Source organism: Niallia sp. Sow4_A1 (assembly GCF_052116745.1).
Taxonomy (GTDB): Bacteria; Bacillota; Bacilli; order Bacillales; family Cytobacillaceae; genus Niallia; species Niallia hominis.
On sequence record NZ_JBQKKM010000003.1, the window covers coordinates 165,075 to 188,209 of the forward strand.

General features: G+C 33.8%; 27 protein-coding genes and 1 pseudogene. 6 read left to right on the top strand and 22 right to left on the bottom strand.

Going from position 1 to position 23,135, the window contains the following annotated elements; translation table 11 throughout:
* Positions 1-2: 2 nt before the first annotated feature.
* The 6 genes from miaA to nadB form a co-directional block, all read right to left on the bottom strand.
* A complete protein-coding gene (gene miaA, locus ACTQ5K_RS03065) occupies positions 3-965 on the bottom strand; it encodes a tRNA (adenosine(37)-N6)-dimethylallyltransferase MiaA (RefSeq protein WP_031538266.1) in 963 nt (320 codons plus the stop codon).
* Positions 966-1,090: 125 nt separating this feature from the next.
* Positions 1,091-2,449: a DUF4030 domain-containing protein gene (locus ACTQ5K_RS03070; protein ID WP_441130877.1), complete on the bottom strand. Its 1,359-nt coding sequence runs from the start codon at positions 2,447-2,449 to the stop codon at positions 1,091-1,093.
* A 27-nt stretch (positions 2,450-2,476) separates the two neighbouring features.
* Positions 2,477-3,955, bottom strand: coding sequence for a sigma factor-like helix-turn-helix DNA-binding protein (locus ACTQ5K_RS03075; protein ID WP_441993655.1), 1,479 nt, complete (start codon positions 3,953-3,955; stop codon positions 2,477-2,479).
* A 210-nt stretch (positions 3,956-4,165) separates the two neighbouring features.
* A complete protein-coding gene (gene nadA / locus ACTQ5K_RS03080; RefSeq protein WP_235252305.1) occupies positions 4,166-5,269 on the bottom strand; it encodes a quinolinate synthase NadA in 1,104 nt (367 codons plus the stop codon).
* Between the two features lie 21 nt (positions 5,270-5,290).
* Positions 5,291-6,127 (bottom strand): carboxylating nicotinate-nucleotide diphosphorylase, encoded by an 837-nt coding sequence (gene nadC, locus ACTQ5K_RS03085; protein WP_235252306.1) that lies wholly within the window; start codon positions 6,125-6,127, stop codon positions 5,291-5,293.
* Positions 6,081-7,676 carry an L-aspartate oxidase gene (gene nadB, locus ACTQ5K_RS03090; RefSeq protein WP_235252307.1) on the bottom strand — a complete coding sequence of 532 codons (1,596 nt, stop codon included), beginning with the start codon at positions 7,674-7,676 and terminating at the stop codon, positions 6,081-6,083. The genes nadC and nadB overlap by 47 nt, the downstream gene beginning before the upstream one ends.
* Before the next feature lie 182 nt (positions 7,677-7,858).
* Here nadB and ACTQ5K_RS03095 point away from each other — a divergent pair, with 182 nt between their 5' ends.
* On the top strand, positions 7,859-8,968 hold the full coding sequence (locus tag ACTQ5K_RS03095; RefSeq protein ID WP_031538259.1) for an IscS subfamily cysteine desulfurase: 1,110 nt from the start codon (positions 7,859-7,861) through the stop codon (positions 8,966-8,968).
* A 116-nt stretch (positions 8,969-9,084) separates the two neighbouring features.
* Here ACTQ5K_RS03095 and ACTQ5K_RS03100 read toward each other — a convergent pair whose 3' ends face one another.
* Positions 9,085-9,603, bottom strand: a complete 519-nt coding sequence (locus ACTQ5K_RS03100) for a GNAT family N-acetyltransferase (RefSeq protein WP_031538258.1) — start codon at positions 9,601-9,603, stop codon at positions 9,085-9,087.
* A 22-nt stretch (positions 9,604-9,625) separates the two neighbouring features.
* Positions 9,626-10,078 (bottom strand): MarR family winged helix-turn-helix transcriptional regulator, encoded by a 453-nt coding sequence (locus tag ACTQ5K_RS03105; RefSeq protein ID WP_031538257.1) that lies wholly within the window; start codon positions 10,076-10,078, stop codon positions 9,626-9,628.
* A gap of 350 nt (positions 10,079-10,428) precedes the next feature.
* On the opposite strand from ACTQ5K_RS03105, the gene ACTQ5K_RS03110 reads away from it, so the two are divergent.
* Positions 10,429-11,442: a DUF3231 family protein gene (locus tag ACTQ5K_RS03110; RefSeq protein WP_031538256.1), complete on the top strand. Its 1,014-nt coding sequence runs from the start codon at positions 10,429-10,431 to the stop codon at positions 11,440-11,442.
* A 9-nt stretch (positions 11,443-11,451) separates the two neighbouring features.
* Positions 11,452-11,910, top strand: a complete 459-nt coding sequence (locus ACTQ5K_RS03115) for a hypothetical protein (RefSeq protein ID WP_031538254.1) — start codon at positions 11,452-11,454, stop codon at positions 11,908-11,910.
* Positions 11,911-11,950: 40 nt separating this feature from the next.
* Here the strand turns inward: ACTQ5K_RS03115 and ACTQ5K_RS03120 are convergent, their stop codons facing one another.
* The 8 genes and pseudogenes from ACTQ5K_RS03120 to ACTQ5K_RS03155 all read right to left on the bottom strand — a co-directional run bounded on the left by ACTQ5K_RS03120 (position 11,951) and on the right by ACTQ5K_RS03155 (position 17,683).
* The gene (locus ACTQ5K_RS03120; protein WP_155986759.1) at positions 11,951-12,334 is read right to left on the bottom strand and encodes a hypothetical protein; all 384 of its coding nucleotides are present in this window, start codon (positions 12,332-12,334) and stop codon (positions 11,951-11,953) included.
* 84 nt (positions 12,335-12,418) lie between these two features.
* Positions 12,419-12,922 carry a GNAT family N-acetyltransferase gene (locus ACTQ5K_RS03125; protein ID WP_031538250.1) on the bottom strand — a complete coding sequence of 168 codons (504 nt, stop codon included), beginning with the start codon at positions 12,920-12,922 and terminating at the stop codon, positions 12,419-12,421.
* Between the two features lie 23 nt (positions 12,923-12,945).
* A pseudogene (locus tag ACTQ5K_RS03130) lies at positions 12,946-13,405 on the bottom strand (GNAT family N-acetyltransferase).
* Positions 13,406-13,601: 196 nt separating this feature from the next.
* Complete coding sequence (locus ACTQ5K_RS03135; protein ID WP_031538249.1) at positions 13,602-13,916, bottom strand: hypothetical protein; 315 nt, start codon at positions 13,914-13,916, stop codon at positions 13,602-13,604.
* Between the two features lie 322 nt (positions 13,917-14,238).
* Positions 14,239-14,712, bottom strand: a complete 474-nt coding sequence (locus tag ACTQ5K_RS03140; protein WP_031538248.1) for a DNA topology modulation protein — start codon at positions 14,710-14,712, stop codon at positions 14,239-14,241.
* Between the two features lie 121 nt (positions 14,713-14,833).
* Positions 14,834-15,289 carry a GNAT family N-acetyltransferase gene (locus ACTQ5K_RS03145; protein ID WP_031538246.1) on the bottom strand — a complete coding sequence of 152 codons (456 nt, stop codon included), beginning with the start codon at positions 15,287-15,289 and terminating at the stop codon, positions 14,834-14,836.
* A gap of 632 nt (positions 15,290-15,921) precedes the next feature.
* Positions 15,922-17,121, bottom strand: coding sequence for a hypothetical protein (locus ACTQ5K_RS03150; RefSeq protein ID WP_192840951.1), 1,200 nt, complete (start codon positions 17,119-17,121; stop codon positions 15,922-15,924).
* Positions 17,114-17,683: a sigma-70 family RNA polymerase sigma factor gene (locus ACTQ5K_RS03155; protein ID WP_031538242.1), complete on the bottom strand. Its 570-nt coding sequence runs from the start codon at positions 17,681-17,683 to the stop codon at positions 17,114-17,116. The genes ACTQ5K_RS03150 and ACTQ5K_RS03155 overlap by 8 nt, the downstream gene beginning before the upstream one ends.
* Positions 17,684-17,959: 276 nt before the next feature.
* On the opposite strand from ACTQ5K_RS03155, the gene ACTQ5K_RS03160 reads away from it, so the two are divergent.
* Both ACTQ5K_RS03160 and ACTQ5K_RS03165 read left to right on the top strand, forming a co-directional pair.
* Positions 17,960-18,340 (top strand): UPF0715 family protein, encoded by a 381-nt coding sequence (locus ACTQ5K_RS03160; protein WP_031538241.1) that lies wholly within the window; start codon positions 17,960-17,962, stop codon positions 18,338-18,340.
* Positions 18,341-18,378: 38 nt separating this feature from the next.
* Positions 18,379-18,957, top strand: a complete 579-nt coding sequence (locus tag ACTQ5K_RS03165; protein WP_031538240.1) for a hypothetical protein — start codon at positions 18,379-18,381, stop codon at positions 18,955-18,957.
* A gap of 223 nt (positions 18,958-19,180) precedes the next feature.
* On the opposite strand, the gene ACTQ5K_RS03170 is transcribed toward ACTQ5K_RS03165, so the two are convergent.
* From ACTQ5K_RS03170 to ACTQ5K_RS03180, 3 genes are all read right to left on the bottom strand, one after another.
* Complete coding sequence (locus ACTQ5K_RS03170; RefSeq protein WP_031538239.1) at positions 19,181-19,411, bottom strand: hypothetical protein; 231 nt, start codon at positions 19,409-19,411, stop codon at positions 19,181-19,183.
* Positions 19,412-19,475: 64 nt separating this feature from the next.
* Positions 19,476-19,685: a hypothetical protein gene (locus tag ACTQ5K_RS03175; RefSeq protein WP_031538237.1), complete on the bottom strand. Its 210-nt coding sequence runs from the start codon at positions 19,683-19,685 to the stop codon at positions 19,476-19,478.
* Between the two features lie 104 nt (positions 19,686-19,789).
* A complete protein-coding gene (locus ACTQ5K_RS03180) occupies positions 19,790-20,458 on the bottom strand; it encodes an HAD family hydrolase (protein ID WP_251630140.1) in 669 nt (222 codons plus the stop codon).
* A gap of 133 nt (positions 20,459-20,591) precedes the next feature.
* Here ACTQ5K_RS03180 and ACTQ5K_RS03185 point away from each other — a divergent pair, with 133 nt between their 5' ends.
* The gene (locus ACTQ5K_RS03185; RefSeq protein WP_349205049.1) at positions 20,592-20,990 is read left to right on the top strand and encodes a hypothetical protein; all 399 of its coding nucleotides are present in this window, start codon (positions 20,592-20,594) and stop codon (positions 20,988-20,990) included.
* 83 nt (positions 20,991-21,073) lie between these two features.
* Here the strand turns inward: ACTQ5K_RS03185 and ACTQ5K_RS03190 are convergent, their stop codons facing one another.
* The 3 genes from ACTQ5K_RS03190 to ACTQ5K_RS03200 all read right to left on the bottom strand — a co-directional run bounded on the left by ACTQ5K_RS03190 (position 21,074) and on the right by ACTQ5K_RS03200 (position 23,092).
* A complete protein-coding gene (locus ACTQ5K_RS03190; protein WP_051640976.1) occupies positions 21,074-21,697 on the bottom strand; it encodes an NUDIX domain-containing protein in 624 nt (207 codons plus the stop codon).
* Positions 21,698-21,772: 75 nt separating this feature from the next.
* Complete coding sequence (locus ACTQ5K_RS03195; protein ID WP_349205048.1) at positions 21,773-22,207, bottom strand: hypothetical protein; 435 nt, start codon at positions 22,205-22,207, stop codon at positions 21,773-21,775.
* Positions 22,208-22,549: 342 nt separating this feature from the next.
* The gene (locus ACTQ5K_RS03200) at positions 22,550-23,092 is read right to left on the bottom strand and encodes an AAA family ATPase (protein WP_349205047.1); all 543 of its coding nucleotides are present in this window, start codon (positions 23,090-23,092) and stop codon (positions 22,550-22,552) included.
* Between the last annotated feature and the right edge of the window lie 43 nt (positions 23,093-23,135).

The following is a 23,135-nucleotide window of genomic DNA, read 5'->3' on the forward strand; positions in this document are numbered from 1 at the left end:
TATTATGTATTCGATTTTATTTTTAACATTCCTTCTAAATAAGACGAAATTTCCTGTAAATTTTTTGTTATGTCATGTGTTTTGACACTTTCTGTCATATCAAACCATTGTACATTCATTTTGTTGCGAAACCAAGTTAATTGCCTCTTTGCATATCTCCTCGAGTTCTGCTTTAACTCCTCAATTGATTCATCCAAGCTTTGCAGACCATCGAAATACTTATAGATTTCTTTATAACCAATAGCCTGAATGGATTGGCAGTCTCTAATGCCCTTTTCATAGAAGTGCTGAACTTCCTCTATTAAGCCGATATCAAGCATTTGCTCCACTCTTTTATTAATACGCTCATACAAAACACTTCTTTCCATCGTTAAGCCAATTAACGCAGCATCATAAAGTGAGTCCTGCTTCTGTTCTTTTTGAATATCAGACATTTTTCTGCCAGTGACATGAAAGACCTCCAATGCTCGAATCACACGCCTGACATTATGATGGTGAATGGCAGCAGCAGCTTCTGGATCTACTTCTTTCAACATATCATGAATAGTTAGGCTTCCTTCCGTTTGCGCCAATTCTTCTAATTTCGTCCGGAATTCCGTGTCTGTTGCCGTTTCTTGAAACTGATAATCGTATAAAACGGCTTGAATATACAAACCAGTTCCGCCAACAATAAATGGCAATTTACCTCTTGAAGTTATTTCCGTGATTTTTTTTCGAACAAGCTCTTGAAATTGTGCCACAGAAAAACCTTCATCTGGTTCTACAATATCAATTAAATGATGGGGAACCCCTTGCATTTCATCCTTGGATATTTTTGCTGTCGCAATATCCATTCCTCTGTAAATTTGCATGGAATCTCCGCTAATGATTTCCCCGTCGAATTTTTTTGCCAGTTCAATGCTTAGATTGGTCTTCCCTACAGCAGTAGGTCCGATTAATACAACGACTTTTTCCTTTATGGTCAAATGATTCAACTGCCTTTTTCAAACATTTAGCTAAATTTTATGCTATTATAATTATTTTATCACATTCCTGCGTGCAGTTTAACCTGTAAGCATTATTACCCAAACTTTATAAAATATACAATATTTTAATAATCGAGGTTTATTTTTTTCTTACCTGCTGAATAAATATTTATCGTATAAGTATCATTTTGAACAAGCATGTTTATTTCGTCGCTTTGTAAAAATTGGTCTAACGATCGTTTAATAGCACGTGCTATCTCTTCCTTGCTTTTGTCTTTTGTTAGAAAATACGTATAAATATCGATGATTACGTTTTTCTCCGTTGCATTGGTCCTTATTCTTTCTATATTATATTCCTTGCCTAACAAAAATCCTTCATTGAAATAGGGTGATAGTTTTAACCATCTTTCTCTTCGATCAACTATTTGCTTATCATAATAGGAAACTGTCACTGGTGCTTTATGATGATATCCATTTAAAATTTCCTGGACACGCAAAAGTTCTTTTTCCTCTTTTACTAGTTCAATATCGTTAGGAAGCGATACGATCCATCCTATTACTTTTCCTTGATCGGAATAGTCTCCTGGCCAAAGTTTTATCCTTTTCTCGTCTGCCTCTGTTACTATTTTATAGGCTGTTTGGTCCTTGCCTAAAGCTTTTAAATCATAATCCAATTCAACAGTATAAGTAATCTCTTTATCCTTCAATATTTGATAAACAAAAGGAATGATTTCCGACTTCTTTTGATAGAGTTCTTCCTTCTCCACGCTAATATAAACTTCAGCTTCCTCAAAATTGACCAAAACAGAAAACCCATCCTCCTGAAATGCTTCTGTTAATTGCGCTTTTATCATTTCGTCCAATTTATTTCCTTTATAAATCATTAATAAATCAGGTCCTTGTTTCGCTTGTGTCTTTTCTACAATGCCGATATTCATTGCCCCGCCGACGAGAAGAAGATGGAAAATGATGAAAGAGTACAATGCAGTCTTTTTAACATTAATCAAACTCCTCTTATATACATCATCAATTGAGAAGGGATATGCTAGGGTCTTCCCTTTCTCCAGTAGCCTGTCCACAAATGAAGCAAGTGAAATTCCGTTTGTTGCCAGTTGCTGCAGAAATGAAAATTGTATTCTCCTAATCTCTCTTATCGATTTTCGAACGATTCTAGCAATCTGCCTTTTATCTAACTGAAAATAGTAATGTAGCAAAAGAATACTCTGATCGATTTTACCAACCGAACTAAAAGAAAATTCAGAAAATAAAGATTCAAACACCGTTCTACTCTTTTTCACCTTCAACTGTTTTAAAATGTAGCGGTATCCTCTTTCTATTACATGAGGGGTATACCACTTTGTCGAAGGCTTTATTAAAAAAGCCTTCACGATTTTAAGTGCCTTTTCTCTATCGCCTGTAAAGAATTCTGTAAATAAAAGCCAATCTTTCACTTGATTGCTTTCGACAAGCTGCAACCCCTTCATAGTACCCCCTCCCTTTAAGAAATGATATCAAGTATCGAACTCTATCTCTTTTCTATTTATATCATAAATTTTTATTTCATAGGGAACATAGTTAAATTGACTTTGAATGTCTTCATGTTGCAGAAAGAAGTGTAGGGATCTGTTTAACTCTTTGACTGTATCTACGTTTTTTGCCCTATCTTCCTCTGTTGCGTAGGCTAATTCTGTATATATTTCGATTTTCAATTGATCGTCTTCATAGGTTGGATACACATCATAAACTTGATATTTTTGCTCGCCAAACATATAGGCTTCTAATAGAGCTGGAATGATAACCCACATGGCTCTTTCCATTTCTACAACGCCTGCATCAACCTTTCCAAACGAAAAATCCCATTCTAAATCATACTTTTTTATAATATTTTTAATTTCTTCCTTCAAATTCGTTTCTTCTTCTTCTGTTATCGATTCAGAAAAAATCAACTGCCTTGATTCACCATTTTGATCACTTATATAGCTTTGCGTATAATAATAAGGAGTAGAAGTAACTAATTCGAATATTTCTTGTTCCATATCCATCCGTTTATTCTCAGCTTTTTGTTCCTCTGTTAGTTCTACATCAACCACTTGATTAATTTCTTCATATCTTAACTGATAATCCATGTCTCTTTCCTTTAAATAAGATTCGATAATCGAAGTTACCTCTTCCTTATTTTCTATACTCTCTGGTGTGGCCAATTGGACGTAAAGCGTATTATTTTCGACATCTGGATAGGTATAAATATCCGTATACCCTTTTTCTTGAATCTCCTTTCCAAGCTGTAACACGCCTCCTTCCTTATAAACTTTATACACATCAGGGCCTAAACTAACTCTCGTTTTCCCTATGATTTCCTGATTAATAGATCCTCCAACAAATAAAATCAACAAAATGAAGATAATCACGAGTTTCTTTCCCCTACTAGTCCTTGTCTCGATGTATAGATGTTTCTTTTCTAATACTTGATTAACTGGCATCATACTTTTTAGGAGACTTACATCTTTTTTTATTACGTCCTCTATATCATGAATAGATACTAATTTGCCATTATTTGTCCATAAAATAAGAGAAGCGTATATAATTTGTTTTGTCTTTCTAACTGAAATCGGTAAATATTGCGCTATTTTTTTATAAGAAAAACCGTAGTAATATTTTAGTAAAAAAGCAACTCTAGCTTTTTCGTCAAGCAAACCTAGTCGAGTTAATAGAACACTAGAATCGATTGGTTTATAGTTAATGTCATTATTGCGATGATATTTTCTATATTCCTTGATTATTGGTTTTAGAGAAAAACGTTCACGTGAAGGGAAGGACCACGTATCCCTCACTTGATCTAATGTCCGATCTAACAATCGTTCTGCTAGCCCACTATCACCAGTTAATAAGATTGCTAGTAAATACCATTCATCTATATTGTCTTGTATAATTATTTGCTGCTTCCATTGTCTAGGGCGCATGTTCAGAATATGTTCCGCCTTTCTAGTCATTCTCCATATATTACCTATATTTTAAAGGAAATTAGAACCATTGTCATCACCTTCTGTTTGAGGATTCACTTTTGAATAACTATTCAATTTAAATAATTAAGAATAAACACGCTGTATTTTAGCGAGTTATAACAATAAAGATTTTTCTAAACAATAATCAAACATTAAAAAACTGCCTTGATTCTACAAAGCAGTTTTTTAACTTAGAAATTAGGATAATTCCAACATTCTATCCAATGCTAGTTTTGCATTGGATGCAATTGGCTCTTCGACAATTATTCGATTACTTTCAAAATCCTCTTCAATGGATTCTAAGCACCATACAAAATGAGGCAAATCAATCCGATTCATTGTTAAACAAGCACACATATATGGATTGAGGGAAATAATTTCTTTATCTGGGTGTTCTTTGATTATCCGATTGACTAAGTTCATTTCCGTACCAATGGCAAAGGCACTTCCTGGCTCTGCCTTTTCGATTACATCAATAATATAGTTCGTGGAACCAGCTAAATCAGATGCTGCTACCACTTCTCTGCTGCACTCCGGATGGACAATGATTTTCATATGTGGATATTGCTTTCTAACTTGCTCAACATTACTAACGGTAAAGTTCTCATGAACAGAGCAATGCCCTTTCCAGAGTATCACTTTTATGTCTTCTATCGCTCCATCATAAACAAGGTCATTTTTAATTGGATCCCAAATGGCCATCTTTTCTAGAGGGACACCTAAATTAAAGGCTGTATTTCTGCCTAGATGCTGATCGGGCAAAAATAGTAATCTTTCCTTTTGTGTAAAAGCCCAAGACACCATTTTTTCCGCATTGGAGGACGTTACGGTTGCTCCACCATTTTCTCCAACAAATGCTTTAATTGCTGCTGTTGAATTGACATAGGTTAGTGGGATAATTGTATCACCAAACAATTCCTGAAGCTTTGTCCAGGCACGATTTGTTTGATAAATATCGGCCATATCGGCCATCGAACAGCCAGCTCTCATATCTGGCAAGTAGACCTTCTGATTGTCTGTTGTTAAAATATCCGCTGTTTCTGCCATGAAATGAACACCGCAAAAGACAATATACTCTGCTTCTGTGTTCTCCGCCGCAACTTGTGCTAACTTTAAGCTATCCCCTGCGGCATCTGAAAATTGAATGACTTCATCCTTTTGATAATGATGTCCTGGAATAAATAGTTTTTTGCCTAAGCGCTGCTTGATACTTTCTACTCGTTCTTCCAATTCTGCGCTTGTCATTGCTAAGTATTTTTCAGGTATCGTATTTGATGCTTGTAACCCCTCTAAAATATTCATTTCCCTCTCCCCTTTTTTCCTTTAATGAATACTTACTTTTACACTAATATCTAAAGCTTTCACAGAATGCGTTAAGAAACCCAATGAAATATAGTCCACTCCACAATTATGATAAGAAGCAAGATTATCTAGAGTAATTCCTCCTGACGCTTCTGTCGTCACAGTTTCTGGAACATGAGGAATCCATTCGACGATTTCTTCTGGCTTTCGATTGTCAAACATAATAACATCAGCGCCAGCTGCAAGTGCTTCTAGCATTTGTTCCTTTGTTTCTGTTTCCACTTCTACTTTTACCATGTGACCAATCGACTTTTTAACTGCCTGCACTGCATTGGCGATGGAACCAGCAAATGCAATATGATTATCTTTGATCATCACAGCATCATACAGTCCAAAGCGGTGATTATGTCCTCCACCAACCGTTACTGCATATTTTTCCAGCATCCGTAATCCTGGTGTCGTTTTTCTCGTATCACAGATTTTCGTATAGCCGCTATTTAATGTATCAACTGCTTCACGTGTTTTTGTGGCAATCCCACTCATTCTTTGCACAAGGTTTAAAATAACACGCTCCCCTTTTAATAGATCTCTAATATTCCCTTTTGCTGTCGCCAGCTTTTGACCTGCTTCGATTCGATCTCCATCATGGACAAGCAAAGTTACTTCTATTGCTTGGTTTAAAACGTTGTATCCAGCCTGAATTATCTCTTCCCCGCAAAAAATCCCATTATCTTTCGATAGAAAAACAATTTCCCCTTGCTGCTCTTTCGGAAATATGGCATCTGTCGTCACATCACGTTCGCCGATATCTTCAATAAAAAAATCTTCCAGTTGTTTCTGCAATTTTAATTGGTTCATTCTGATTCTCCTTTGTACGTGCTCTTTTCAGGCTGACTTTTTCCTTTATCCATTCATCCCTTTCCATAGGATAGTCTGAACGGAAATGCCCTCCTCTGCTTTCTTTTCTTTCCAATGCAGATTTTGTAATAAGATACGCAGTCAAAAGCATAAAGTATTTCTCTATCTCTTCGATTGATTTATTATCAAAAGAGATTTTCTCATAATCCCCTATTCCGAAATCTTCTAGCCACTGCAATTGCATACGCAAGTTTACTTCATTACGGACAATTCCTACATTTTCCATCATTCGTTTTTGGATTTCTTCTTTTTCTGGGAAAATTGGATAGATACCTGAATTCCTTTCTTTGTTATCTATTTGGGTATCCAGCTGTTTTATTTTTGGCGATTGATGAAGGAGCGTTGCTAGATTTTTCCCCATATATAATCCTTCTAAGAGAGAATTGCTGGCAAGGCGGTTGGCTCCATGAAATCCCGTGCAAGCTGCTTCTCCAATTGCATAAAGATTTTGTACAGATGTTCTTCCATAAAGGTCTGTGTCAATGCCGCCCATTAAAAAATGGCTACCTGGCGCAACTGGAAGTAATCCTTTTTGTAAATCAATGCCTTGCTCTACACACATTTTAGTTATCGAAGGAAATCTTTCTTGAAAATTAGCTATCATGGAGATATCTAAATAAACTGTTTCCCCTTTCGATAAATATTGATAGATGGTTTGGGAAACAATATGGCGTGGTGCTAAGTCTTTATATGGATGAATTTGTTCCATCACATACTCTCCCGAAGCTGTAACTAATCTTGCTCCATCTCCTCTGACCGCTTCTGAAATCAGCCCAATCGTTTTTCCATTTACATAGAGTAGTGTAGGGTGAAACTGTACAAACTCCATATCGCTGATGCTGGCCCCAGCTAAATAAGCAAGCGCAATTCCATCTCCTGTAATAGTGGAAGCACTACTCGTATAGGTGTAAAGCTTCCCACATCCACCTGTTGCAATAACCGTATGAGCGCTATAGAATTCTCGTCGAGTGCCATCTGGCAGTATCCCTTTTGCGCCAATACATTGATTAGTATTAGTATTTACCATTAATTCATAGACAAAAACATTTTCGATGATTTCTATATTATTAGTCTTCGTTTCCGTTAGATATTTCATCACCTGTTTTCCTGTTGAATCGCCACCGCTATGGACAATTCTTTTTTCAGAATGAGCCCCTTCCATTCCTAACGCAAGATTTCCAGTTCTATCCTCATCAAAAGTGCATCCAGCGTGCCATAATTCACTTATTAACCTAGGTGCTGCTCTTGTTATTTCTGCAACTACTTCTGGATTATTATGGAATCGCCCTGCTTCTAACGTATCAAGTGCATGCTTTCTATAATTATCTGATTCTCCCATACTTGCAGCAATTCCACCCTGTGCTAAATAAGAATTGCTCATTTCCGCCTTTGATTTTGTGAGAATAATCACATTCAATTCAGTTGAAAGTTTTTTAGCTAGCTGTAAACTTGCGATTCCACTGCCAATAATCAATACATCTGCGTCCATTTTATACCTCCTGTTTTACAGGTGTCTTGACACCTATATTTACATAGATTTAAAATTATGACAAGTGTTTTTTTATTAAAAGATTTTTAAATAATTAAGTTCCTATTTTTCATAGCAAATGAAAAAGCAATAACATTGCATTCCTTTGTCTCCCACAACTTAACCTATTGGAGGAATTTCTAATGAAATATTTTGATTATGCAGCTACTACTTCTTTGGATCCTGATGCTGCTTCTACCTATGTGGAAGTTGCTTGCAAATATTTTGGTAATACAAATAGTCTCCATGATATGGGAGACACAGCTAATAAAATCTTAGAGAATTGCCGAGACGAATGGGGAAAATTAATTAACGTTGATAAAAATGGGGTTTATTTTACAAGTGGCGGTTCGGAAAGTAACTATCTTATCTTGCAAAGCTTGCTATTGGCATCAAAAAAGAACGGAAAACACCTCATTACATCAATAGCAGAGCATGCTTCCATTCATAGTACAATGCAAGCTTTAGCAGATAAAGGCTATGAAATTACCTATCTACCTTTATTAGAAACTGGTGTAATCGATATAGAGTTGCTAGAGGAATCCATTCGACCTGACACCATTCTTGTTTCCATTCAGCATGTGAATTCTGAAATTGGCGCTATCCAACCAATAAAAGAAATCGGTGCAATATGTAAAAAGCATGACGTCCTTTTTCATAGTGATATGGTGCAAAGTATTGGGAAATTAGATGTTAAGGAAGTAACTCCCTTTGTTGATGCCTTGTCCATCTCTAGCCATAAATTTTATGGACCAAAAGGGGTCGGTGTAGCCTATATTAACCCGAATACACCTTGGATGCCATTATTAGCGAATGGTAGTCATGAAAACGGCTTTCGTTCCGGCACAATAAATACAGCTGGGATTGCGAGTATGACAGTTGCTGCGCAAAAGGCGTGTTCGACGATTTCGGAGAACGAAACAAAGCTTTCTCAGCTACGCAATTTATTTACAGAGATGATAACGAAAGAGTCTGTTACTATTTTTGAATGCAAGGAACAATACCCAGGAATTATCGGATTGAGGGTTAAAGGATTGGAAGGCCAATGGCTTATGCTTGAATGCAATCGTCGTGGATTCGCCATTTCAACGGGAAGCGCATGTCAGATTGGAAAACAGGCTCCTTCTAAAACAATGAAGGCGTTGGCTCTGCCAGATGGAGAGGCAAAAGAATTTATTCGGATTTCGATGGGAAGAAATAACACGGAAGAAGATGTAATTGATTTGGTAAATGTAATAAATGAGATAGTTTAAAATTTATTAGAATAAACATCAAAAAATGCTGAACCTATCTTTAGTAATAAATAATAAATGTTGAAAGCCTTATTTTGCGGATTTAATAAGGCTTTCAACCTTCAATTTGTATGAGGTTATGAGAGTTTCTTAATCATGATATAGTCAATTTGCTCTTCATCCCCCATATAAAAAGAATGAGCACCAGTTTGAACGAATCCATTTTTTCGATAAAAACCTATAGCATTTTCATTTTTTTCCCATACACCTAGCCAGATCTTCCTTTTAGATTCTTTCTTAGCAATTTCAATAGCTTTATTTAATAGAAATTGCCCGAGTCCATGTTTTTGAAAATTGCTCTTTATATAGATTCTTTCTATTTCAAGTGAGTCTTCCCCCATTTTTTCAGATTGTGCATCCTTCATATTTACCTTTAAATATCCAGCTAGTTCGCTATTTAAATAGACAAAATAGAATTGTGAAGAAATATCGGATAATTCCTTTTCTAGTTGTTCCAAGTTAAAGGCTTTTTCCAAATAGTCCTTCATGTTTTCTGTTGAATTTTGATTTTTGAAAGTCTCATCAAATGTTTCATAACTTATATCTTGCAGTTTATGTATATCGGAGAATGTACATTCTTTAATATGAATAGTCATTTAACTTTTCACTCCTTGATTATCAATAATTCCGCTTATTTCCTTGCTTCACGTACTCCCAGTCCTTTTCAATATTTTTTCTTACTCGTTGAAGAAAGTTAAACATGACTTCAACCTCTGACTCGGAAAAACCCGTTAAAGCAACTTCATTTGAATACTCATTTTCTTTTTTTATAAAAGGATAAACGTTTCCCCCTTTCTCTGTTGGAAAGAGTTTTTTTATTTTTTTGTTATGTTGATCACCTTTTTTTTCAATAAATCCATTAATCTCCAATTTCTTTATAGCTCTTGCAGCCGTTGTTCGATCTACTTTAATCATCTCTGATAATTTTTCTTGAATGATTCCAGGGTTTTCATATATTCTCACAAGGTATAAATACTGCCCCTTAGTGAGATTATGTTCTTTAAATTCGATATTGCTTATTGAATCTAATGCTCTTCCAATCATACCAATCTCACGAAGAATTTCTTTCATCCTTTCACCCACTCCTGTTTATATTGTTGTATTTGCAACAATATTCAAAATTAAAGATAACCTATTTTTGTTGAAATTGCAATCAAAATATACGGACATAGCATTTTTTTATGCTAATTTACTTTGCAATCTATTTTGGAAAAAATTCTTATTATTTTATGAATAACCGGTGATTGCTTCAATCCCATTGCCTTTCACCAATATTTTAATTTCCAAATACAATTGAAAATAACCTTCAAAATAATCAGATACGCTTACATAAAACTCTTGAAAAAATGTCATATTAATTAAGTAAAGGGGAAAAAACTTCTAATTTAGTGTCTCAATTTAAAAAGTTTGGAGGGTTTTTTATGAAAAAGAATAGCCATCATGTGGAACTTACCACTGCAGAAATAGCAAACCTTTGGACTCAATACATGAACGATTCCTTATCTATTTGCATCCTTACCCATTCAATCGAAAAGGCTGAAGACAAAGATATTAAAGAGATTCTTCTATTTGCCCTTAAACTTGCCGAATCTCATATCGTAAAAATTACAAATTTTTTTAATCAAGAGAACTTTCCCATCCCCAAGGACTTTATATTGGAGGAAGATGTAAATTTAAATGCACCTTCTATATTTACAGATGCTTTTATTATTGCATATTTGCACGTGATGACATTACTAGGTTTAACAGGATATGCTGGAGCCGTTGCATCTTCTTCAAGGGAAGACCAATTAGATTACTTTATAAAATGTAATAATGAAACAATGGAGTTACATAAACGAATCGTTGACGTTATGCTAAATAAAGGATTATATAGTAAAACTTCTAGAATCAATAGACCAAATCAAGTCGACTTTGTTGATGGTCAGAATTATTTAGCAGGCTGGTTTGGAAAAAAACGACCTTTAAATGTTATTGAAATAAGCGGAATGAGCTTTAACATGAAAAAAGACGTAGCAAAAACGGTATTAGAATTAGGTTTTGCTCAAGTATGTCAAACAAAAGAAATACAAAAATATTTTGATCGTGGAAAGAAAGTATGTTTAAATCACTTCACTACTTTTAATAATATACTGACAAAGGAAGACTTATCTTCTCCAAAAACATGGGTTTCGGAAGTAACGAATTCCACTGTTTCCCCTTTTTCCGATAAATTAATGCTCTATCATATTGTTACATTAGTTTCCGCAGCTGTTGGCTATTATGGAGCTGGTTTAGCCGTTTCCCAACGGAGAGATCTAGCAGCTGAATACACTAGATTTATCGCTGGAGTAAGTCTGTACGCGGAAGATGGATGTGAGTTATTAATAAAGCATGGATGGTTAGAACAACCCCCTTTAGCCGATAACAGAGAAAATTTAGCAAATAAGAAGTAATGAGTATCCATGCGAAAAGGATTAGTTTTAGAAAATATACTATGGAGCATAGCATTACCAGGTTTTGCTCAATTACTTAACAAAAGTTATCTAAAAGGATTCTTCTTTATCAGTCTTGAGTTTGTGATAAATATTAAAGCAAACTTTAATCAGACGATATTACTAAGTTTTCATGGAAGAATTCAAGAAGCAATTGGAATCACGAATTTTCAGTGGCTAATGTTTTATCCTTGCTTATATTTCTTTGCAATGTGGGATGCATGCAAGGAATGTGGAGTAAAATTACCCCTATTCGCGTCTCTTCCGTTCGTCTTCTCAGCGTATTTTGTAACAGTAGGATTAATATTATCACCAGAGCTCAAACTTTTCGGAAAACTATTAGGACCTGTATGGCTGCCAATGTTATTTGTCATACCAGGTGTCTGCATTGGATTTTTACTAAAAAAAATCTTATCTACTTTCACTTAAAAAAATACCAAAATGATGGTATTTTTTTGTTTTCTTATTTCTAACTTATTTTTTCTAATAATTGTCGAAATTTGTTTTTCGTTTCTGGATGATAGGTAATGATTTCTTGAAAAGCATATGCCAACAACTCGAACTCTCCCATTTTATCTACTTGTTTAAATCCTTTTCTTTCAAAAAATATTTTGTCTGGTAACCAGCTTTTTTTACTGGTTACCAATACAACTCCATCAAGATTTAATGCTTGGGCATCTTTCATACATTCCTCTAGAAGGATACTACCAAAGCCTTTCCCTTTACTCTGTCCAACTATCCAGAAACAATGGATCACCATATATTCCATTGCATCGATTGCTCTCCACGTAAATTTGCCAGGAATGTATTCAATAAACCCTCTTTGCCGTCCATTTTCTTGCATAATTTTCACTTTTAATCCTTCTTTAAATCGTCCTTCAGCCATGCTAGTTTATTTTGATACCCCTCCGCTTACCTTTCCTAAGCCATCCTTTTTCTAGTTCAATACCTTCCCCATTATCACATACGAAGCCTCATGCTCACTAGGAATAAACGGTTCCTTTATGTCAATCCATCCCATTTGCTTATATAAATGACGGGCGACTGTATTGTTTACTTGTGTTGTTAATACAACCGTTTTGTTTTCAACGCCCTTTAACAATTCATGAATAAGCTTTTTTCCATATCCTTTATTTCGATACAACGGATGGACAGCAAATTCAACTACTTCAAAACAATCTTTTAGCCATGTTTCATATTGTTTTTGATTAACCTCTTTGGAAAGCAATTCATGATAATACTGTCCAGGTAATGAAGTATATCCATATGCAAATCCTAAGAGTTCCTCTTCAGCTGTAATGATTATATATCCTCTAAATCCTTCATAAGTGGTATGCCTAATCAATCGTTCCTTTATGGACTTATTCCATACTTGTTTATATAATTCTTCCATTTTATTGATGATATTTTCGTTTTTATTTATTGCTAATAGCCGGACCACTTTATTCCCTCCCAAATTTCCTATTAAAGCTTCCTTTTTAAGCCCTCATGTGTTACTTGAAAACCTAATCGTTCATAGAATCTTAAAAGCATCTGATCTTTGTTTATCTGTCGTAAGTTGGATTAAATGGCAGCCACGGGATTTCGCACGTTGGATTGCCCAGTTGATTAATGCCGTACCTACTCCTTTTCCCCTAGCAGAAGAAGCAATCCTTACTCCTTCGAAAGTAGCTCTCCATCCTCCCTGATGGGTGATATATGGTGTAAAAGTAATTTGCTGCACTCCTACTACTTAATCTTCGACACATGCTACTAATAATTCATTATTGTGGTCTGCAGAAATTGCCTTATATGCCTCGATGTAGCTATCTGGCAATGGTTGTTCATAACGCTCCAGTTTACTCCCTAAAACATCGTCCGCAAGCATTGCAACATTTTGATCTAAATCTTGTTCTGTCGCCATTCTAAACTGTAATTCTTCCATCTGAGTCTCCCCTGTCAAAAAATCAGTTTCCTTAATTTATTTCTTTCTCATTCTGTCCTTACCCCTCGATATCCTCTAAAACGAAATAGATTTCTTGGATAATAGATTGAATTTTCCAATATTAAAAAAGTATACTAAAAGAGTAAATCGATACAAAATATTTAGAACAAAAAAATAGATCAAATACATTTTCAGTCTATCTTTCTGACCTTTTCCGATATACAGTCAGATTAATGGCATTCAATATGATTGTAACAAGAATAAGGACTGTTGCTGCTACCACCACACCCCTAGTAGTGTCCATAAGTGCGCTCCAATCCTCAACCTTAACGAGATGATAATTATAGATAATCTGAAATAATAAAGAAATCACACAAGCGCTCATGCTAACAAGACCAATTATTAACCGATTTCCCTGATTCTCTCTATTATTTCGCATTAGATTAGCAGCTGGCAATATCCAGGCAATTAAACCAAGCACTAGACTGCCAATATTAAGTAAACCCATCATATTTAGTACCTCCTTTGTTAAATTTGAATCTATACTTGCCAACAATATAAGGAAAAGAGAACGATAACATAAATTAACAATTAATCACAAAGACAATGTAACATATATTTAAAAATTTCCCCATAACCTTTTCCACTCATTTATTCATTAACCATTTAAACCATCTTCCATGGCCGTCCGTATCCGCAATCGTATTTTCGTTTTTTTTACCAGCCAAATAATAATCTAAGTGTAAATATCTATCTTGAATATTATTGTAAAGATGCGATACTGAACATATTTTCTCATTTAATTAAATCCTTTTGAAAAACTTATCAACTTCCTAAGAAGATTTTAAAATAATTATTTGTTTTTCTTTAGATAGTTGTTTTAGCTTGTTTTCGATATCAGGTTTATTCATTTTAGGATAATTCCAAATCCATTTAAAAAAATCTAACTCAAACCTTTCTTGACAGCCTTCTGCCCTATCTTGTCTGGTTTTATTTCGATATTGCCAAATTCTTTTTAAAGCACGATATATACAAATCGTTCGTTTGAAATCGAGAAAAATGATTGTATCACATGCTTGAAGTCTCAAATCCATCGTTCCGCTATAATTACCGTCAATTATCCATTCTTTCTTTTGCATTAATTCATATTGTATTTCCCGTTGTTCTTCTTTTGAGACACTTTCCCAATTCGGTCTCCAAAATAAGGAATCAAGGTGATAGACTTTTATATTTAATTTATCACTTAATTGCCTTGCTAGAGTGGATTTCCCAGAACCACCAGAACCAATTAGTACAATTTTTTTCATTGTTATCCCCTTTGATGCTACTTTCAGATTTTGCTTTTTACAAATAACTGTTCAAAAACCCAAAGCTCTTTTACTATCTTTTCTATATCCATCACGCTATCATATTTCTTTTAAGCCGCTTTTACCTATGTCCATCTATTCGAGCCTGAATGTAGCCGTAATATGCACATGTGCCATTTTGACTTATGTCTTTTACATCAAAGCCACACTTCTCATAAAAACCGTAATTATTGGCGGACGTATGTGCAAACCAATCACCGTGGGGAAGCTTTTTTACACATAGTTCCTTTAACTTTTTACCAATACCTTTTCCGCGATATTCTGATAAAACAATTAAATCCATAATGTTTGCAGCCATGATTTTGTCTGAGAGGACCCTAACCATACCAATCATTCTATTATGATCCCAAACAGTAAATGCCCAAGTGGAGTTTTCGAATATGAGTGTAAATTTCTCTTGCTGCCAAGCTGGAATATTTCTTGCCCATCCAGCATCTTCAAATAATGCTTCCACATAGTCAGCATGAACACCCTCGGTACCTTCTCTTATTATGAAACTGTTGAAATATTGGTACATGGTAAATGTCTCCTTTATTTTTAGGAAATTCTTTAATACTGTCACCCTCGAATTAATTATTTCATATTTCTGAATTTAAAAGTTGCAAAATATTTATTAATATAGTTTTGTCCACAACATTTTTTAACTAAATCATTCTTTTCTCCAAATAACAATTGGAGCAGAAATTGAGTTTTAATAGTCTATTTATTTTTCCGAAATTCCATTTGCCAACAACAAAAAATAGATCCAAACAGATATCGGAATCATAACGGTTATATTAGATAGAATACTAAATAACTTTATACTTTTATGATTTGAATGTACTCCTATAAGGAGAGAAACTAGTAGGCCTATATCAATTAGTAAATACAAGCTTATTGGTATCCATAGATTCAAATTAGGACCTCTTACGAAAAGAAAGACTGCTATTGCAGCTAAGAATAAGACTAAGGTTAGGCCAATGGATAAAAACTCTTTCTTAATTTTTTGTTTTTGTGACAAGGTATTACCTACTTTCGTATTGGAATAAGACTTACCTTACATCTAGCTCAGTCCTAATTAACTAATAAATGGTAATGTTATTTATACGAATTAAATCCATGATAAGTCTCAAAAAGGGAGGATCTCCCCCCTTTCATTTTCAAACTATCCTAATCAACCAGACCATTGCCTATATAAGCAAATGTATTTATATCTGCATAAACAATCATATTGTTTGGAATGGATTTACCTTTTGTTGGAAAATCAAGCAAATATACTTCTTCTCCTTCATATGATTTATCATCAACTAGAGACATCATATTCTTAGTAAGAGTAACTTTCGAAATTTTCCCATCTGCCCAAGTACCATTGATCCTTTCTTTTTGTTCTGCCGACAATTGGTTCCAAACTATTTCTCGGACATCCTCTTTTTTTACAACCTTATCATCCTGTAACAAACTATCAACCATGCCGTCTAACTGATTCAACCATTCTGTTCTCTTCTCTTTTTCCTTTTCATTCTCAATTTGTTCAGCCACTTCAGCGATTTCCTTTAACTGTTCTTTTATTGTTGAATCTCCTTCTAATGCAGCATAATGTTTAGCATATGCCTTTGTTGCATAACCTATATGTTTTTCGTATGATCCCAGGTCACTATAGGGTTCATAGCTCTCAGCATGAATACTATCTTTTATGCTAATTAACCAACTTTTCATATCCGAATATTCCAGTTTTTCAATAATGCCATTTCTTTCATCTACAATTCCATTGTCCTCTGCTATTATTATCAATTGATCCACCGCTCGCTGTAAGTCTAATGTATCTTCTACTTCTATTTCATTTTGAGCTGCAGCTTCCTTTTGTAGATTTTTAGCTAGTACGCCTATTTCCTCCAATTTATCTACAATTCTTTTATTTTCCTGAATTGCAGCGTATTGTTTGGAATGGCTCTCGGCATATTCCCCCACTTCTTTTGCATATTCTTTTCCATTTTGGTACCACATTTCTGAATTTTGCAATTTCAAATTTAGTTCATATAAGAAACTCGCTAGATTAGGATTTTCTTTATTTCCATGTTTGCTAGTACTAGTTGTTTCCTTTTTATCATCTTCTTTATCGTTCACTTGCGCCACTTGATTACGTTGATAATCAAAGTTTCCTGTTTGCTTAAATACATATCCACCTATAAAAACAATAAAACAAGCAACTGCAACAAAGGAAAGTACTGGTGCAAGGGAAAAACGATTTTTCGTTTTTTTATCCTGAATCACAGCACTAAAGAGTTTTTCTTTGTCTGCAGCACTCATTTTCCCATGCTTTAAAACAGTCTTATTCATACTTTCTCTTAAAGATTTCAGATCATCACTCATTCCCACCGCTCCTTTCCAATTTCTTTTGAAGCATTTTCTTTCCTCGTCTCAATCTAGTTTTAATAGTATCAACATTCAAATGGGTTAATGCTTCTATTTCTTTCATTTTTAATTGTTCATAATAGAATAAAATAATAATTTCGCGATATTTAGTTGGAAGCGCTAATACCTTTTGAGATAATTCCAGGTCGTCTAGTTTGTTTATCACATGCTCCTCTATAGAAAATTCATTGTTCCCTATCCTTTCTTGCATAAAGGCAGTAGGATAAAACGAGCGATACCATTTACTTTTCAAATAATCCTTGCATTTATTTCTCGTAATCTTATAAAGCCATGTCTTATAGGAGCTATCTCCTCTAAAATCCTCCATTTTCTCATAGCATTTAATGAATACTTCTTGGGTGATATCATCTGCAGCTGACCAGTTTTTCACATATGTATAAGCTAACCTTTTAATACTCTCCGCATATAACTCAATAAGTTCTTTTAATAGTTCCTCATTACTTGGCGGACTTACTTCCATTTTCCCTATTGACATGGCAACTTTAATCCTCTCCTTCATGTTGATTTACCTATAGACGACTCATCTCAATAAAATGTTTCAATTTTTTACAATGCTAAAATCTACCCATTGCAAATTAGCCATTAGTGGATACCCGCCAATATTAATTTTCCGATTGTCTTATGGAAAACTATTTATAAACATTCCTCTACATGCTAAAATATGGTAACACCTATAAAGCTAAGCTAAGGGGGATTCTATGAAAAGTAAATCTATTGCGTTCTTATTTGTACCTCTCTTGGAAGATGAAATAAAATTTTTTATAGGAGACAATGCATGCCATTAAAAAATATAGATATTTATATAATTACTCGCTCGTTGCTAACTTCCCTTATTTCCGCTATTTTCGTTAGTATGATTCAACTTTTTGGTTCACCCTATTTTAGTTTTTTGGGAATGCTAATCTTTACTACCATTTTCTTTTGCTTTTATCTTGTTATAGCGTCACCTCTCCAAATTATCTTAAATCAAAAGCCTAAGAAATTTAGTATTCTCTACCTTGCTATTTATACTGTTTTTTCTGGAGTGGTAACAGGCATTGTAGCAATTTTTTTTGGTATAAAAACCCCTTTACATTCTTCAGCATTTTATAACCTATTTATTATGTGCGCATTCCTTTTTTGGTTAGTTGATTCAGTCTTACTCCAAAAAAGATGAATATAGAAAAATACCTTTGTGGAATTAGGAGGAACACGATGAAGAATTCATTACAATTAATAGCAGAAGTATCTTATTCATTAAACTTTTTGATTTATGTGCAAAACATCTTTCTCAACCAAAATGAAGATAAGGATAATTGGAAATTTCCCTATCTTCCAACAACTTGCCAGTTTCGAAATGATTTTTTATTACGTTATCGTGCCTTATGGACTACAGTAACGAAACGAATTTCCGAGAATAGAGATATTGACCAGGATATTTTCTATAATGAAAAACACTTATTTTATCAAGAGTTGTTCCATGTTAATGACGATAATTTAACTGCATTTAATGAAATATATGATTCTTATTTCACTTGGTGGACAAGTCTTGCTGGAGGTTTTTCCATTGAAAGGGCTATGGGCGAACGTATAGAGCACATCTATCACGATGTAGCAAATATACTTTTGGAAGAAAGAATCATCCCCAAAAAGCCGTTGAATATTATCTTTATTTATGATGATCCTTTAGTCGAAGATTCACCTCTATTTTCCTATTTTGCTGTTTTATCTATAAAAGAGTGTATGATCCATTATGAAGAGGTAGTTGCTCGAATTAGGCTGTGTGTGGAATAATTAGCTTGTAAAATAGATTCATAGTTATTTTTCATCATTCCGTTATAGAATCGTTAACTTAGTAACAACCTGCCCATCTCTTCCCAGTCCTTCACTCTCGTTATTCGTTCGTGATTACACATTTGGTTATATGGCTTGTCAAGCAGCAGTACATCTATTTCATTTTTCGCAATAGATAATGCATGGGAAGGATTGTCTTCTATAAATAGAGTGACATTATGAATTAAAGTACATTGATCATAAATGGATATGGATTAGCTGAATGCAGTTCCTTTTGGTTTTTTGTAAAAAAATCTAAAAATGCTTCAAAGGAATACCCATATAAATCCGAAACTCCATACTCAACCATTTCTTCGTAATGTAAGTCTTTGTTATGTATTTTATTTAAAAGCTGTACAATCGATTTTCTCATATCTACAACTGTGTCATCGAAATCTAATCCAATGTGATTCATATAACTCCTCGAGTTTTAAATTGTATTTTTTAAATCTCCATGTAAATATTGTTTACTTTTATCTCTAAACCCCAAAAATCCGCGGTACGTGAACTCCCCAGTCAAACAAGATCCCCATTATGGTAAAAACAAAAAACAAAACAATACAAAGGTTTACAAACGCTTTACCAATTCGGTTATCATCTTTACCTTCCCGCTTCTGTTGCACTCTTTCTCTATAGAGTTCTTGAACCATTTTTTGCTTTTGTAATTTCTCTTCTTTGTCTTGATTCATCCCTTTATTCCTCTCCTTTTTCAAATCCTTCCTTCAAAAAAATCCTTTCGTTTTGGATTAGTGTCTATATGGATTTTCAAATAAGGTTGCAATGGGTCATGACCCTAACTATTCATTAACTTTTCCACAATGTTTGGCAATTCTCCTAAATCGTCCACCATATAATCAGCATTTACATTATTCCATTGAGAAACCTTCTTCCAAATGCCTTTCATCCCCACTTTTTTAGCAGCAAGTACGTCATTCTCTGGATGGTCTCCCACAAATATAGCTTCATTTGGTGAAACATTCAGTATTTCTAATGCCTTATTAAATATCCTAGGATCCGGTTTTTTTACCCCTTCCCATTCGGAGACCAAAATAACATCAAAATATTTTTCTATCTCTAAAGCTTTGATATTATCCATTTGAAACTGCCCATATCCATTTGTAATCATTCCTAATGATAAATTATTACTCTTTAATTCTTCCAACATCTTAATAAGGTTAGGAAATGGAACACAACTATCTTTAAATTGACTAATATAATCTTGTAAAAGCTCTTCCCACGTTATTTGCTTTATATCAAATTCATCTACTAATTGTTGGTACACTTTATCTTTCCAAACATACCCGCGCTTATCCAACTCTATAAATCTTGTCATATACGTGTCTTTTGGAATATGGTCAAGCTTTTTATTCAGCCTTTCGTGTTGGCTGTCAACAAACACTTTTACTGATGCATCTCTGTTTAATAACGTTCCATCTAAATCAAATATTATCGCTTTAACCATTGTTTGTTTTCAATACCCCTAACTAGATAGATTTTTTAAATTTCAGCTTACTCCGCACTCAAATTATACCAAATTTTTCTATATTATTTCGATTAATTTGTTAAAATAGATATTAGAATTGGAGGGCGATAATTTGCTTAAAAGGAAAATGGTTGCAGCTTTCCTTACTTTTGTCTTATCTGTTTTGGTAGTTACTTTATTTCTTCCTCTAGACTTATTTTTTTCCGACGCAGTAAATAGAAAAGGGGATTTTACAGAGGATCTTTTAGTTTATTCTTTTTATTTTAGCTTAGGATTATTTCTATATGGCTTTCCAGTTTCCATCCTTATAGAAAAAATAACGAGGAAACTCCCTGAAGGAAGACGGCCATTTGCCTTTCTTTTATATGTTTTCTTTGGATTTCTTCCTTTCTTTTTCCTGTGGATTTTCACTATTTACTCCTTAAGCATTTCTATTCTATTCTTTATTATGGATGAATTAATAATGCTGTTAAGAAAAGGTAAAAATAAAAACATAGCGGAAGTTCGCTGATATTAACTTACCGTTTTATCCTTTTAAAAGAGGAGAAATAATTTGAAGAAAATAATTATATCTTTAGGAATAAGCGTTTGCCTCTACAAATTGTTCATATCATTTAATATGTAATCAATCCACTCGCGTTGAGGAGAAACAATCTGTGGTAGGCAATCTAATGGAGACCAAAATAATTTAAAGCGGTGATTATCTGTCTCTATTTCCCATTCATCAACCTGACTGTTTGATTGAAAATGATAAAATTGTCTTGTTACTATTGATGCTAAATTTGATTTTTCCGTCCATCCAGTAATCTGATATGTTATGTAATTGGGTTCTGGAAAATGATCTCCTTCTTTATAAGAAATTTGCACAAAATCTCCTTGGCTTCTTTCCTTAAGAACAGTTATACCTCTTCTTATTTCTGCCCACTGTGTACTTGATATATCTGGTCTTGAATATATTTTGGCCTTATCAAAAATTATGTACTTATCCACTAAGATTTGTTCCTGTTTTCCAATACTTCTACATGAAACAAAATCTTTTAAACCGGTTTCTTCAACGGCTTCTCTCCATGCAGCCTGTTGAAAGTCTTCATTTATTTCTACTGTACCTGCTGGTATTTGAATACCTGCATTTGGGTGCTTAATTAAAAGAAGTTCAAGTTTATTGTGTTTTTTTATTCTAGTAATAAAACATGTAACTTTCCCTAATGCTTTTTCCATCGTCTCCTCCAAATAATAGATTAGCTAATTCTAAGTTTTTCCTTGATAGCTTATTCACACAACTTACAAATGTAACTAATGGACCTCTATAATAAAGGCATAGCTCACTTGACCTCTTTTCCAATCAGCTGATATCTCATAGACATAGGAACCTTTTTGGGTTGGAGCTTCTAAGATATTGCCTTTCATATTTGCTTTTACCATTTTTTCTATATCTTGCCATATATATGCCTCATATTTTCCGTCTATAGGAGAAGGGTTAAAGTCTATATTTATTTTGGATCCTTGGTTAATACTAATTGGTTCAATATTTTCTTCATCAACTAATAAATATGGAGAAAGTAAATCTTCGCATTTGGAATTTAAGAAGCCATTCCAACAATATGATCCCTGCACTGTTGTTACTTTTTTTCCTTCAGAAGTAACCGTAATTGATGGAATTCGATTAACTTTCATGATTATTACTACTAAGAAGAGAACAATTACTAATAATAGTATAAGTTTTTTCACAAAATAAATCTCTCCCTTATTATTTAATAATGAAAATTCAAAAAATATCCCCCCGACTTTCATCAAGTAATAGTGCAAGAAATTTCACGATCAGAAGACTTAATAAAATAGATTTTGAACTTGATGCCTTTATATCACACTTAACTATGGGAATGAACAATACGGTGGTAACATGTCTACTGGACTCTCTAAAAAAGAACGAAAAGTAATGGATAGATTAGCAGACAAAGAATCCATATCTCCTTTTGAAGTGAATTTTCTTAGAATATTTGAACGAACATCTAAAAGTAATAGCGATATTTCTCTAAATAATTTACCTCATTAATGAGTGAAAAGACGAGATTATATTATTATATATTTTGGATTGTTCATTATTTCATTAATCACATGAGGTATATCCAAAGTAGAATTATTACTTGTATCCAAAAAATGCTTTTCTTCTAATTCTGATTCCAAAAACTCATCGAATAAGATTAAACATCTTTCTCCCATTCTATTCTCTGGTTCTCCTGAGCTTATCTCTTTTATAATTAATGTTTCAATATCAGTCCATAAGACCGCATAAATAACATCAACATTTAATCCTTTTAGATTTTCTTTCAACCATCTTACTTCTTGTGGAAAGCTTACATAATCCACAACGACATCGTTTCCATATCTAAGGAAATTTTTTGTTAGACTTAAAATATTATCCCAAATTAAAGTGACTTCCTCTCTGCTTTCCCAAGGTTTTTTTCTTCCATTAATATGCATATGACTTATATAGTCGCCAGAAATATATGAACTTTTAGCTAATTTTTTGGCAAGTTCTTTTGAAGTTGTTGATTTACCTACACCTGCTGGACCAGATAATATATACACCTTGTTCGCTTTAAATTTATTCATTAATTAGAACCCTTCTCCCAAAGTAAAGTAGCTATCATTAATA